Source organism: Gimesia benthica, from assembly GCF_009720525.1.
GTDB classification, from domain to species: domain Bacteria; phylum Planctomycetota; class Planctomycetia; order Planctomycetales; family Planctomycetaceae; genus Gimesia; species Gimesia benthica.
On sequence record NZ_CP043930.1, the window covers coordinates 5,577,946 to 5,590,664 of the forward strand.

A 12,719-nucleotide genomic window follows, 5' to 3' on the forward strand; every position below is an offset into this window, starting at 1 on the left:
GTCCGATTAAGGATCACGATGCCCACAAAGTGCAGGGAACTGGTTACACCACTGTTACTCAGCCCCTCAAACCCTCAATCCGTCAGTTCCAGCTTCAGATCCGCATCCCCTTCAGAAACTGTCACTTTCAAAGGCGAACTGCTCGGGTTTGAATACTTGATCGGGATCGAACTTTTCATCGAAACGCCCTCGGGCGTCGACTGAAAAGCATTCACCGTCACCTGGTGTTCGCCGGGCAGGGCGCCATCGTCTTTATTGAATGTGGTCAGCGTGAACTTCCCTTCCGCGTCCGTTCGACCCGAAGCCGGCTTACGTCCCTCAACCGGGTAGAGCATGATCGTGGCTTCGGGAACCGGTGCTCCCTTGTAGGTCACCATCCCCGAGACCGCGACGGTTTCCGGCAGGTCTTCCTGTTTCCCACCACAGCCGACCGCGATCAGCAACATCAGCAACAAAGAGCCTGTCATGGTCAGGCGGCAAAACGGAATCATGGCGTACTCCTGGCTCGTTTCGAACAGCGAATAAATCAGAGATGAGAGTGTCGATCAGTAAGTGAATCCGCCGGTAGGCAAACCGTCTTGCGGATTCCCCAGCTGCTGATACGTCTGGAAGTCCATGTTCTCACTGAAGAAATGCACGCTTCCATCCACCATCATGAAGTGCGCACCGCCGACGTGGTAACTGGAAGAGGCAAAGCCATCGACCCAGCCGTGAGCCCCCGAACTGATGCGGGTCTGGGCACTCGGCCAGACGCGAAACGGATGATTGATCGGATAGGCGGTGGTCATCGGGGAATGCCAGGCCGCCCAGGACGACCAGGCGTGGAAGCCGGGAGAGTTCTCTCCCACAAACAGCACGTTCGAAGTGCCGTCCAGCACGTCACGCATTTTCATCGTCCGGTTGGGAGTCACAATCGAACCTCCGCCACCACTGGCCCGCAGCCCCATCCGGCGGTCGAACATCCCTTGCGGGATGGGGGAAGCAGTCGCCGTCTGGTCGTAGCCTCGTCCGTCGACCCCTTTATAAGTGGTGACGGCAATGTTATTCCGGGAGCTGGAAGGACAACTTGCGGGAAAACACCAGTTTGACCAGACCAGGTTGCCTCCGCTCACGCGATCCGGCGTCGGATCGCTGGGACAACGGTAGACGGCAAGGGGAGTCTGGGCCACGGTCAGGTTACCCGCATCGACAATGTTCCCGCTGAAATTAATCTGGTTGTAGAGTGGCGCCTGATCGATATAGGGCAGAATCATCGACCGCCAGCCGAATGAATTGCCGGTATCCCCGTGGCTGATGGGGAAGACGCCATGCGCATCGTGATAATTATGAGTTGCCAGCCCCATCTGTTTGAGATTGTTTTTGCATTGGCTGCGGCGGGCCGCTTCTCGTGCCTGCTGGACCGCCGGCAGTAGCAGGGCGATCAGGATCGCGATGATCGCGATAACCACAAGCAGTTCAATCAGTGTGAATCCACGACGTTTCAAGACGTTGCTTTGCATTTTTTAGCCCTCACAAACAGATGGAAAATGCGACGCCGGCCCGACAGAGCGGGGCGCTGATTCTGGACGTGTTTATGTCCGGCGACGATCTACCTTGGACAGGTCAAACTCACTTCGATAGGCGCTGAATTCCTTTCGGAATCTATGGAGTTTCAAACGTTCGTATTTACAGGTCCCAGGGTCGTCCCCTGGTAAACTTCTACAGGCATGACTTCCGTCAGTGTGGTTTCGATAGCCATGCCTCCGGTTCGCATCTGGTCTAAAAGCTCTGCCGCCCGATGTCCCAGACGGGTTTCATCCACGGTGACAGAAGCGATCTGCTGTTGCAGCACGCTGTGACGGACCTGGTCGCCCACGCCAATCAGCGAGATGTCTTCCGGCATCCGCAGTCCCATTTTGGTCAGGTGCAGATAAATCCGTTCGGCCATCGAATCGAACGATGTGAAGATGGCCGTCGGACGGTCGGGCCGTTCCAGCATCTGCTGCAGTGTGGACGCGATTTCCGCATCCAGTTCCTGCATGTCGATCACGCCGGGCGCACCGAAATAACTGTGCTCCTCTGCCAGTGTGCAGCCGACGTCGGCCAGGGCCTGCTGGAATCCCTCCAGATATAAATCGGTTGTCCGTGTACGGTGCGGGGCGAAGAACCCACAGCGGCGGTGTTCCTGTGCCACCAGTGCCTCTCCCGCCAGCCGGCCGATTTCGCGAAAGGGGAGTCCCAGCAGCGGCGCAGTAATACCTTCCACCGGGCGATGGCAGAGTACCACGGGAATTCCCGCTTTCTGCAGTTGACGGATTTGATAACCAGGAGTCGGGGGCGTACTGGCGGGCACGATCGCCACGCCCCCGACCTGGTTATCGATTAGTTGTAAGATGACGTTGCCCTGTTTATCGATGTTGTTCCGCGTGCAGCAGACCAGCATCTGATTCTGAGTCTGGCTTGCCGACTCTTCGAAGCTGTGCTGTAGCGAGGGGTAGAAGCCGGACAGGACTTCGGGAATCACCAGCGCCAGAATGTCCAGTCCGCAGGAGAGTCGTTGACGGGCCTGGTCACTGACAAAGGTTCCTTTGCCCTGGACCCGGCTTACCAGGCCCTCGCGTTCCAGCAGCCCCATCGCCTGCCGCACTGTGCTCCGCGCGCTGTCGAACAGGCTGGCTAACTGTTGTTCAGAAGGTAGGGCCGTCCCCGGCAGAATCTGGCCTTCTCGTATTTGTCGCTTGAGATGTTCCCCGATCCGCTCGTACTTGGTCCGCGTGGCATCTGCTTCTGAGAGCCCTGTGGTATTTGTCGTTTCCAAGACGTCATGCGCGGAGAACAAGATCGGATTTCCTCAAGTTCAGTATCAGTCATGAGATGAAAGGTACGTACAATGCCATACCTGTTGACTGGTTTCGATATTACCCTCGAAAAATCAGCTGTCAAACAAAATATTCAGAAAATGTAACGAATGTTTTGCCAGGTGCGGGAGTAGGCGGAATCTCTGTGAGCAGTAAAACGGTGGAAAAGGTCCGTAATTCAAGAAAAAGGTAGGTACAACCAGCATACAATAGGCTTAGGGAGACTGGCGGCACTCGAAATTCCGGGATTCAGCTGGTTCAGCACAGCCAGGAGTTCACACCTGTGATCTGCATCCTCGGCTGACGGCCCGTCGATACAAGCAGCCCCGCGGGAAAGTTTTACGGACCGACGGCGATAAAATTTTTGGTTCCCGTCATTCGCAAGGGAATCCTGCTTGCATCCCGCGTACAAACTGTTTCTACTATTTAGGTAGTGTATATTGCGAAAAATCCTGCCCGTATCCGATTTGGGATAATCCCCTGTTCCCCTGAGCTTTGTTCCAACGATGCTCATAGCACAATCCAACCATGCCTGACGATCTTGTCTTTATGATGGGGAATTTCGAGGCCCGAATTCCTCAGGACCGTGTTTATAGTAAGTCACACCTGTGGTTACTGCCGCAGGAGGACCATTACCGCGTCGGATTTACGGCTTACTCGGTTCGGCTATTGCAGGATGTCTATTTCCTGGACTGGTTTATCGATCCGTTTACTGTGGTGCGGGAAAAGCAGAAAATCGGGGAGATCGAAAGTTCCAAGGCACTGTCTGACCTGTTTTCCCCCTCGGAAGGCAAGATCCTGGAATTTAACGAAGCACTGTTGAACGATCCCTCGGCCATCAATCAGTCGGACAATTACGACAAAGGCTGGCTGTTTGAGATGGAGTCGGATGCCCAGTGGTTGACCCCACCCGAGTATCTGCAACTATTAGACAGTGTGTGGGAACAGACACAGCGGATCATCAAAGGACAACTCAACTGAGAAACGATTTGATGTGGATTGAGTATCGTTTCGCGTTGAAAAGGTTTTCAGTATGGCTGACAAAAAATTAACAGTGGTGATCTCTCAGGCTCAGGGGAAAAATCCCGCCAAACGTGAGCTCGAAGAGACTCTCGCCGCCACACTGTTGATGGAACCCGAGATCGAAGTCTCGCTGGTTCCCCATCTCTACGATCTTTCCGCCGACCATACCGGCACCCTCTTCCTGCAGGCACTGCGGGGGGATCTGGTGATCCTCTCCTGGCTTTATCCCCGTGCCTGTCACTGGATTCTGGATCGCCAGGGAGTCCGCGGCAAGGAAGGGCACGTCCTGCTCAGAGAAGAAGTGGATGAAGACGAAGAAGAGGAACAGAAGCAGAACGCACCTTTCGAAAATCCCGAACGCAAGAAAACAATCCCCGATCGACACATCTACTCGATCGACCTCCGAGTGAGTTCCAGGCCCGAAGACTACGTCCAGGAAATCAAACGTATCGCCGGCGAATCCCAGGTGCAGACCGTCCCCTTGATGGATATGCTGCAGTCCGCCCCTCAGCCGGCACAACTGGAAAAGTATCTCAAGCCGCTGGACATTATCAACGCCGACAAAAACAACGCCGCGGAAACAGCAGAAGACGTCAAACTGGAACCGACCAAACGCCGCTGGTATCCGGTCATCGATTACGGCCTCTGCACGAACTGTATGGAGTGCATCGACTTCTGCCTGTTTGGCGTTTACGGCGTCGACCAGGGGGGACAGATCCTGGTTGAAGAACAGGACAGCTGCAAAAAGGGTTGTCCGGCCTGCAGTCGTGTCTGTCCCGAGAATGCGATTATCTTCCCCGGTCATAAAACGCCGGGCATTGCCGGCGCGGATGGTGAAGTCGCCGGTCTGAAAATTGATCTTTCCAAACTGTTTGGGGCCCCTGATGCACTCGAGATGGCGGCCCGGGAACGTGATGCAGAACTGGTGGCGGACGGACGCGATGCCGTGGGCATGGGAGTCGGTCTCCGCAAGTCTTCCAAGGTCTCCAAGGCCACCGATGAAGAGCTGGAGGACCTGATGGACAACCTGGATGCACTCGATATTTAAACGTTCTCCTTTCCCATACGAAACTCCCAGCAGGAACAGACCTGAATGAGTGAGACCATCTCCTACCAACGCGTGCAGGCAGCTTCGCAGCGGGTTCGCGATTACCTGCTGAGTGCCCGGAATGCCGCCGGCCACTGGGAAGGAGAACTCTCGACCTCAGCTCTCTCGACAGCCACCGCCATCATGGCTCTTGAGATGATCCGTCGACAGCGTCCCGCCGAAGATGATTCGCTCAACGTTTACATCGAACAGGGCATCCGCTGGCTGGCCCGGCACCAGAACCCCGATGGCGGCTGGGGTGACACCATTAAGAGCTTCAGCAATATCTCCACCACGATGCTCTGTCACGCGGCCTTTCATGCGACGAAAAACACAGAGCACTATGTCTCCCACGTTGTCAACGCCCGTCAATATATCGACCGGGTAGGAGGCGTCACCGCTGTCGTAGAACGCTACGGCAAAGACAAAACGTTTTCCGTGCCGATCCTCACACACTGCGCCCTGGCCGGACTCGTCAAATGGAAAACCATTCCCGCGCTTCCGTTTGAACTCTCCTGTCTGCCGCATCGCTTTTATAAAACCGTCAAGCTCCCCGTGGTCAGCTACGCTCTGCCCGCACTGATCGCCATCGGTCAGGTCAGGCACCACTTCTGTAAGCCCCGCAATCCGATTCTGCGGCTGATTCGCAAGTTGTCTGTCAAACGCAGTCTGAAAAAGCTGATTGAAATTCAACCCGAGAACGGCGGCTTTCTCGAAGCCGCGCCGCTGACCAGTTTCGTCACCATGAGTCTGGCCGGCATGGGACTCGTCGATCATCCAGTCGTGCAGAAAGGACTCGCGTTCCTGCTCGACTCCGTACGACCCGATGGCAGCTGGCCCATCGACACCAACCTCGCCACCTGGACGACGACGTTGTCCGTCAACGCCCTGGAAGGCACACTGTCGGAATTCGAAAAAGCACCGATTCGCGACTGGCTGATTCAAGAGCAATACACCGAACTTCATCCCTACACCGCAGCCGAACCCGGAGGCTGGGCCTGGACCGATCTCCCCGGCGGCGTACCCGATGCCGACGATACCCCCGGCGCCATTCTGGCTCTGTTGAACCTGCAGACTGAGGAAGCCGAAGAGGCCTCACCCGAATTGCAGACCTCTCTGCGGAACGGCGTCAACTGGCTGCTCGATCTGCAGAATTCCAACGGCGGCTGGCCTACTTTCTGTCGCGGCTGGGGGACGCTCCCCTTCGACCAAAGTGCCGCAGACATCTCGGCACACGTCCTGCGGGCGCTGGAAGCCTGGCTCAAAACAGAAGCAACAGCCGAAGAGAGCACTCTACGCACTCGGGCAACCCAGGCCATCGAACGCGGCTATAAATACCTCGCCGCCCAGCAGAGGCCCGACGGTTCCTGGCTGCCACTCTGGTTCGGTAATCAGCATGTCGATGATGACGAGAACCCGGTCTACGGGACGGCACGCGTGCTGGCTGCCTATGCACACGAAGAACGTCGTACAACGCCCCAGGCGGAACAGGCCATCCAGTTTATGCAAAGCGTACAGAATCCCGATGGCGGCTGGGGCGGCGCGGAAGGCGCACCGTCCAGCGTGGAAGAGACAGCGCTCGCCGTCGATGCTCTGCTGTCCGTGGGGCTATCACTGGAGAATCCCTGCCTGCAACAGGGGCTGGGCTGGCTGCTCGATCGCGTCGAAGCAGGCACCTATACAGAAACCACACCCATCGGGTTTTACTTTGCCAAGCTCTGGTATTTCGAACAACTTTATCCAGTTATCTTCTCTGTTTCTGCTTTGCAAAGGGCGGAAACGGTTTTTAAAAAATGTCCGGATGAGAAATTTAGATTGTCGCTTGATGCAGCAGATTCCCCTATAATGTCCGTAAAGGAAAAATAGGTCCCACCTGCGTTCTCAAGCCTGATTTTCTACATTCATTGTGTTACCACTCGAATGAGATACTAACCATAGAGGAGTCTTCCGTGTCCATTGCGCCTTTAGACCAGGAAAGTTCCGAAGACAAACGCGTCCCCGCTCACGATCAAGCTGAGGGCCGTGCTTCCGAAGATCCCAAACCGGTCAAAAGAAAACGCCGCAGTACCAGCCATCTCAAGGCGGTGCCGGAAACCCTTGCGCTGCGCGAAGAGATGAAAGCAGAAGCCGAGAAGTTCGTGCAACGTCTCGACTGCTCCAATCCCTTCACCAAGGCGATGCTGGAAGACTGGTCGCGCGAACTGCTGGCGGAAATGGAACAGCCCGAAAAATTCCTCGGCTTCATGATGGTGCTGATCGGCAACTTCTTCTGGAAACGCCAGTTCCTCGCGATTCCCTTCGAACGCCGTCTGCTCCTCCTGCCGCACTGCCTGAAACATGCCGAAGGCTGTCCCGCGGAATACGATGAGTTCGGTTTGGACTGCGAAAAATGCGGCGCCTGCTCCATCGCTGACTACAAAGTCAAAGCCGAAAAGCTGGGCTACAAGGTGCTCGTCGCCGAAGGTTCGCCCGTGGTCCTCAAGATCATCGTCGGCGGTTACGTGGACGGCATCCTCGGGGTCGCCTGTCTCAACGTGCTGGAAAAGTCGATCGACAAAGTCCTCATCGCCGGCGTACCTTCCTACGCCGTCCCCCTGCATTCCGGTGACTGTAAAAACACCAAGATGGACGAGCCCTGGATCTGGGAAGTCCTCGAGAAATATGAACCACTCGAACAGCCGCTGACCCGCAGCTATCTGCCCACCATGCGGGCCGCCAACTCGCTGTTCGAAGAACACTTTGACGAAATTCTGCCTCCGCTTCGCACAAAAACCGAAGCCGCCGCCCGCACACCGCTGGGCAAGACCGAAGCCATCGCTTACGAATGGCTCAAGCATGGCGGCAAACGCTTCCGTCCCTTCATCACCCTGGCGGCCTACGATGCTCTGATCAAGGCACAACAGGACGAGGCAGCAGACAACAGTCAGACTTATCCGCTGGGCGTGCAGAAAGCTGCGATGGCGATTGAGGTCTTCCACAAAGCGTCACTGATTCACGACGACATCGAAGACGATGACCAGTACCGTTACGGTCAGGAAACCCTGCACCGTCAGCACGGCACCGGCATGGCCATCAACATCGGCGACTACCTGATCGGCATCGGTTACCGGCTGCTCAACGAAGCCCGGGCCGACATCGGTGCTGAAGCTGCCGCGGACCTGGTCGAAAAAATGGCCGCCGCACATCTCAAGCTCTGTGAAGGGCAGGGGGCGGAAATGGCCTGGCAGGAAAGCGAGACCTTCGAACTCTCCCCGCTGGATGCCTTGCAGATCTACGCACTCAAAACGTCCCCCGCATTCGAAGCCGCCCTCTATGCCGGCGTGCGGATGACAGGCTCCGTCAACGAGTATGAAGAACTGATCTCTTCCTTCTCGCGCCAGATCGGCGTCGGCTTCCAGATTCTGAACGACCTCAAAGACTGGCGCGGCGATGACAATAACAAGCTCATCTCCGGTCAGGATGCCCTGGCGATGCGGCCTACCCTGTTACTCGCCCTGGCCCTGCAGGCCGGCGACGAACAGCAGAAAGCCGAACTCAAGGAAATTCTCAACGGCGGCGGTCCTTCGGACTACGCACGCATCAACCGCTTGCGGAAAATCTATGAAGCCTGTGATGTCTTCACGAAAGCCGAAGTCCTGGTTGACAAGTCACGAGACCGGGCCGAAGAACTGGCCGAGAGCGTCCAGAACGAAGACCTGAAACAGCTGTTGAAATTCTTCTGCGAAACCGTACTGGCCGAAGAAACCCCCGAGGTCAAACCCGATCTCCCAGTTCTGATGCCACAACCAATCGCCTAGTTGCATCACCGTGTGTTGAGTTTGCAATTATGAATCACGGCTGAGCCCGAATAGAATTCTTCCGAGCGCAGAGAGCAGGAAATTACAGAGAAGAAGAGCAACGGGTTAGTAAACGCGCCTCACCCTGAGCGGCAAAACGCCAGCCGCCGGTAAGCCGGTAAAAAGAATAACGTTGAACTGATCAACCAACCCCAGGCTCTCAAGCAGGGCAGGGGTTACGCCATTAGCCGCAGGGCGTTAGCCCGGGTTGAAACGACTTTGGTATGGCCCCTTCAAATGTAGAACTACCGGGTGCCACAGTTGGACAAGCCAACTGTGCCTGAGTCATTCAGAGAAGCCTGTCATGGTACCTTGCCACTCCCATTCCGCTCACAGAAAACAGCGCTCATGAAACCCACACTCATTGCCACGATCCTCCTGGCCTGCCTCTCAATACAACCAGCACCCATCCATTCCAGCGAACCCACGCCCCAACTCAAACCTCACCCCGACGCAGTCGCCAACACCCACGCCCCCGGCGAAGTCGATAAACCTGAACTCGTCCCCTTCATCGTGCCCGATCCCACAAAACTGAAAGGCATCGTCGTCGATGAAACCCAGGCCAGGCTTGTCGGCACCTGGCAGTATTCCACGCACACGCCCCCCTACGTCGGGCTCGGCTATCTGCACGATCAGAAACAAGGGAAGGGGGAGAAAGCGGTCATCTTCACTCCCGATCTTCCTAAGTCCGGCCCTTACGAAGTCCGGATGTCGCACTGCTACAACATCCGCAGATCCACGAACACACCGGTCACAATCCACCACGCCGCCGGCGAAAAAACAATCCGCATCAACCAGCAGCAGATCCCCCCGCACAACAAACTGTTCCGCACCCTGGGCACCTATCACTTCGTCAAAGGCAAATCAGGCTGGGTGAAAATCTCCAACGCAGGCACCGACGGCAAATACGTCATCGCCGACGCCATCCAGTTCATTTATGTCGGCGAATAAATCATCGCATTGATTTGTGGCGTGATGATAGCTGCGTTGAGTGGGCTGAATAGGTTGGGATGGTTTTCTCTTGTACGTGTACTATTTCCTAAATACCGCTGTCTGTATTAGTATCTTGGAAATGCAGGGAGTTGGGATTGATAAGGAGTGGAAGCATTGGCAAAGTATTGTATTTTTTGTGGTGAGCAACCAGAAGAAAAAACGAAAGAGCATGTGCTTCCTCATTGGCTGATTGCTTTAACCGGTGATCCTAAAAGAAAAGCATTCTTCGGATTCAATATATCTAATGGAAACTCTTCTACGCGGAGAGAATTTGCATTCGACGCTTTCACATTTCCTGCATGCAGTAAATGCAATCATAATTATTCAGACTTGGAAAAAAATACGAAGCAGATATTTGAAAAGTTATTTAACCAACAGAAGATTTCAGTACATGATGTGAGTTTGCTGTTAGATTGGTTTGATAAAGTTCGTATTGGATTGTGGTTGGGATTCAATCAACTCAATCGAAATATCACTAACATAAGACCCAAGTTTCATATCTCAACTCGTTTAGGTCAAAAAGATCGAGCATTATTTATTTCGAAGGCCGATCCCGCTATTGAAAAATTATCAGTGCCAGGGGCCGATACACTTTTATTCGGATACTTACCAAGCGCATTTTCTCTAGTAGTTAATAACTACTATTTTACAAACCTTTCATTTGATTTTTTGTTTTCGAAAGAAATAGGTTTCCCATATTCAAAATATGCTTGGGTTGAGCCCTATGACGAATTCGATTTAATATTTAGACATGATATTACACAGGGCAAAAGCAAAATCAGTCGTCCATTTTTGCAATACCCAGTCGGACTGAATTGCCAAGAATTCTATCAACCAATGTTTAAAGATGGTTTGACAGATCAACTAATTAGTTTGTACGACTGTGATTATGTGAAACAGAATAGCTTGGATTATGAAAAAGGAGTCGGGGCGATTTTTAGAAGAGTTGGGACAAAGATTATAAGGTGTTCGGATAATGCAGAAGTAGAAATGGTTCCTCAAAATTCATATCAGGATTCAACCCTCTACTACAAGGCGGCTATTAATACCTTGAAGTGGCAAAGCTACTTGTACTCAATACGTGCAGATGAAACACTTCTTACAAAAGAACAACAGGAATTTCGGAATCATATATTTTCAGCAGTGAGTCAAAATAATCGAGTTTATATGAAAAAACTCGAGCAAGAATTCAATGAATTAAAGAACTCAAAAAAATAATGATTCGATCATCAAAGGAGAGTCTGTTTAAACAGTCCTTAATGCTGCTTTTTTCGTGTCTTTCGTGCTTTTCGTGGTAGCAAAAAAAACTTCAATGATTTCGCGGTCTAATCAACCTGCGGTGCCAGGCTGCCATAAGCCCAGGGGTTATTATTGAACGCCGGTGCCGCAGGACGCTCGGGCTGTTCGTCCGGCGTCAACTGTTTAGACAGTTCCACCGCCGCTTCAACCATCTGGGGACCCGCCGTGGTGACCAGGTTACTGTAACTGGTCAGCCGGGTTTCGTAGCCGCCTCCGTTCTTGTCGAACGCCTCTTTCGTGGGCACATAACCGACGCAACCGTTCGCCAGTGAGACCGGGAACGTGATCGGAAACGGACTGCCCGCTTTGATGTCCAGACCCAGCTGGCAGAAGAATTCCGCGGGATCGGTCAACAGGACCACCGGGCCGATCTGGATCGCCTGCACTTCCACTTTCGCTACCGGCTCCTGTTGTAGCCGGGCATCCAGCAGGACGGTCTCTTTCGCGAAGATCCAGTCGGTCGCGCTCGACTTCGCGGGCCCCGCTTTGACGACTTCCACCGCCTCGGCCACATGTTCGGGCGTCGGCTTGCGGCGGGGAATCTCCAGCATTTTGACTTTGCTGGCAATCGTTTTGAAGTTGCCACGTGGCATCGAGAGCAGTACTTTCACCGCCTCGGCCCCAATCCGTCCGCCTACAAACCGGGCCGACTCTTCACTGGGGCGTCGCTGATATTTCGAAAGGTTATCCACCTGCGTCACATCGCCCGACGCACCGGCCAGGAAGACCAGCGTCACATCTTTCCCGAAGAAGCCGCGAATCACCTGTTCCACATAATAGATGTAATTGGCCGAGATCCCGCCCGGGTTGGTTGTGGCGTGACACACGAAGTTCACGATACACCCTTTGAGCTGCCCTTGTTCATCCCAGACGCCGATCACGCCAACTTCCGGATCGACGGGACCGGCCGGTTTCACAATATCCGGATTCCCGGGCCGCGGATGCGTAAAGGTCAAACCGTTCCGCATGAAGAACCGGCGGTTGAAGGCCACCTGTTCTTCAATCCCCACACCCGCTCCACATTCAGACGCACTCCGTTTTTTGTACGCTTCGCAGATCGCTTCCACACTCTGATCGACGACCGTTTCCAGGTAGGCAGTGTCAGCCGTCGATGATTTTTCATAAGCCAGTTCCTGCACGAATTTCGAAGCATGATCGTATTCGCCGGGCAGAATCATGCCCATCGGACCGGAAGAGTGTGAGTGTGTCGCGTGCAGCAGAATCGAGTTCGCCGGAATCTTGCATTTGGCTTCGACCCGTTCGCGGATTTCGTCTACGGTGACTCTGCGGATAAACAGCGCATCCAGGCTGACGACTGCCACCACGTTGGTGCCGTTATCAAACACAGCCGCCCGCGTTTTGCAGGGATCGTGAAACGAACGATGAAACGATTTCCCGTAACCGCCCGGCTGTTCCATGCCGATCTCCGGCGTGATGTCACGCTCGGCGAAACCGACTTTCACCTGGGGCGTCTCAGCCGCGCTGGTGTCGGCAGCGGTAAGAATCAGGACAGAGAGGGTGACGGCAGTGCAAAACAGGAAGCGCATTTTCATGAGAAAACTCGATCTTGATCAGGTGGGAAAACAGGAGGAACGATTTCCTCATTGTAAGCAGAATCAAAATCGGGCCGCTACTGAAGAAAGT

10 protein-coding genes are annotated in these 12,719 nt (G+C 54.2%); 6 read left to right on the top strand and 4 right to left on the bottom strand.

Annotation, left to right across the window (positions count from 1 at the left end; all coding sequences use genetic code 11):
- Positions 1-74: 74 nt before the first annotated feature.
- The 3 genes from F1728_RS21735 to F1728_RS21745 all read right to left on the bottom strand — a co-directional run bounded on the left by F1728_RS21735 (position 75) and on the right by F1728_RS21745 (position 2,818).
- On the bottom strand, positions 75-491 hold the full coding sequence (locus tag F1728_RS21735) for a carboxypeptidase-like regulatory domain-containing protein (RefSeq protein WP_155365829.1): 417 nt from the start codon (positions 489-491) through the stop codon (positions 75-77).
- Positions 492-545: 54 nt separating this feature from the next.
- Positions 546-1,499, bottom strand: a complete 954-nt coding sequence (locus F1728_RS21740) for a DUF1559 domain-containing protein (RefSeq protein WP_155365830.1) — start codon at positions 1,497-1,499, stop codon at positions 546-548.
- A gap of 152 nt (positions 1,500-1,651) precedes the next feature.
- Positions 1,652-2,818: a GntR family transcriptional regulator gene (locus F1728_RS21745; protein ID WP_155365831.1), complete on the bottom strand. Its 1,167-nt coding sequence runs from the start codon at positions 2,816-2,818 to the stop codon at positions 1,652-1,654.
- A gap of 547 nt (positions 2,819-3,365) precedes the next feature.
- On the opposite strand from F1728_RS21745, the gene F1728_RS21750 reads away from it, so the two are divergent.
- From F1728_RS21750 to F1728_RS21775, 6 genes are all read left to right on the top strand, one after another.
- Positions 3,366-3,818 (top strand): glycine cleavage system protein H, encoded by a 453-nt coding sequence (locus F1728_RS21750; protein ID WP_145042946.1) that lies wholly within the window; start codon positions 3,366-3,368, stop codon positions 3,816-3,818.
- A 52-nt stretch (positions 3,819-3,870) separates the two neighbouring features.
- A complete protein-coding gene (locus F1728_RS21755; RefSeq protein WP_155365832.1) occupies positions 3,871-4,908 on the top strand; it encodes an ATP-binding protein in 1,038 nt (345 codons plus the stop codon).
- A 45-nt stretch (positions 4,909-4,953) separates the two neighbouring features.
- A complete protein-coding gene (locus F1728_RS21760) occupies positions 4,954-6,813 on the top strand; it encodes a prenyltransferase/squalene oxidase repeat-containing protein (protein WP_155365833.1) in 1,860 nt (619 codons plus the stop codon).
- An 83-nt stretch (positions 6,814-6,896) separates the two neighbouring features.
- On the top strand, positions 6,897-8,744 hold the full coding sequence (locus F1728_RS21765; RefSeq protein ID WP_155365834.1) for a polyprenyl synthetase family protein: 1,848 nt from the start codon (positions 6,897-6,899) through the stop codon (positions 8,742-8,744).
- Positions 8,745-9,131: 387 nt separating this feature from the next.
- Positions 9,132-9,734, top strand: coding sequence for a golvesin C-terminal-like domain-containing protein (locus F1728_RS21770; RefSeq protein ID WP_228030282.1), 603 nt, complete (start codon positions 9,132-9,134; stop codon positions 9,732-9,734).
- A 147-nt stretch (positions 9,735-9,881) separates the two neighbouring features.
- Positions 9,882-10,994 (top strand): hypothetical protein, encoded by a 1,113-nt coding sequence (locus F1728_RS21775; protein ID WP_155365835.1) that lies wholly within the window; start codon positions 9,882-9,884, stop codon positions 10,992-10,994.
- A gap of 107 nt (positions 10,995-11,101) precedes the next feature.
- Here F1728_RS21775 and F1728_RS21780 read toward each other — a convergent pair whose 3' ends face one another.
- On the bottom strand, positions 11,102-12,628 hold the full coding sequence (locus tag F1728_RS21780) for a hypothetical protein (RefSeq protein WP_194242467.1): 1,527 nt from the start codon (positions 12,626-12,628) through the stop codon (positions 11,102-11,104).
- Between the last annotated feature and the right edge of the window lie 91 nt (positions 12,629-12,719).

Excerpts from the sequence above, each read along its gene's own strand:
- F1728_RS21735 (WP_155365829.1), bottom strand. The coding sequence starts at position 491 with ATGATTCCGTTTTGCCGCCTGACCATGACAGGCTCTTTGTTGCTGATG.
- F1728_RS21755 (WP_155365832.1), top strand. The coding sequence starts at position 3,871 with ATGGCTGACAAAAAATTAACAGTGGTGATCTCTCAGGCTCAGGGGAAA.
- F1728_RS21770 (WP_228030282.1), top strand. The coding sequence starts at position 9,132 with ATGAAACCCACACTCATTGCCACGATCCTCCTGGCCTGCCTCTCAATA.
- F1728_RS21780 (WP_194242467.1), bottom strand. The coding sequence starts at position 12,628 with ATGAAAATGCGCTTCCTGTTTTGCACTGCCGTCACCCTCTCTGTCCTG.
- F1728_RS21760 (WP_155365833.1), top strand. The coding sequence starts at position 4,954 with ATGAGTGAGACCATCTCCTACCAACGCGTGCAGGCAGCTTCGCAGCGG.
- F1728_RS21750 (WP_145042946.1), top strand. The coding sequence starts at position 3,366 with ATGCCTGACGATCTTGTCTTTATGATGGGGAATTTCGAGGCCCGAATT.
- F1728_RS21740 (WP_155365830.1), bottom strand. The coding sequence starts at position 1,499 with ATGCAAAGCAACGTCTTGAAACGTCGTGGATTCACACTGATTGAACTG.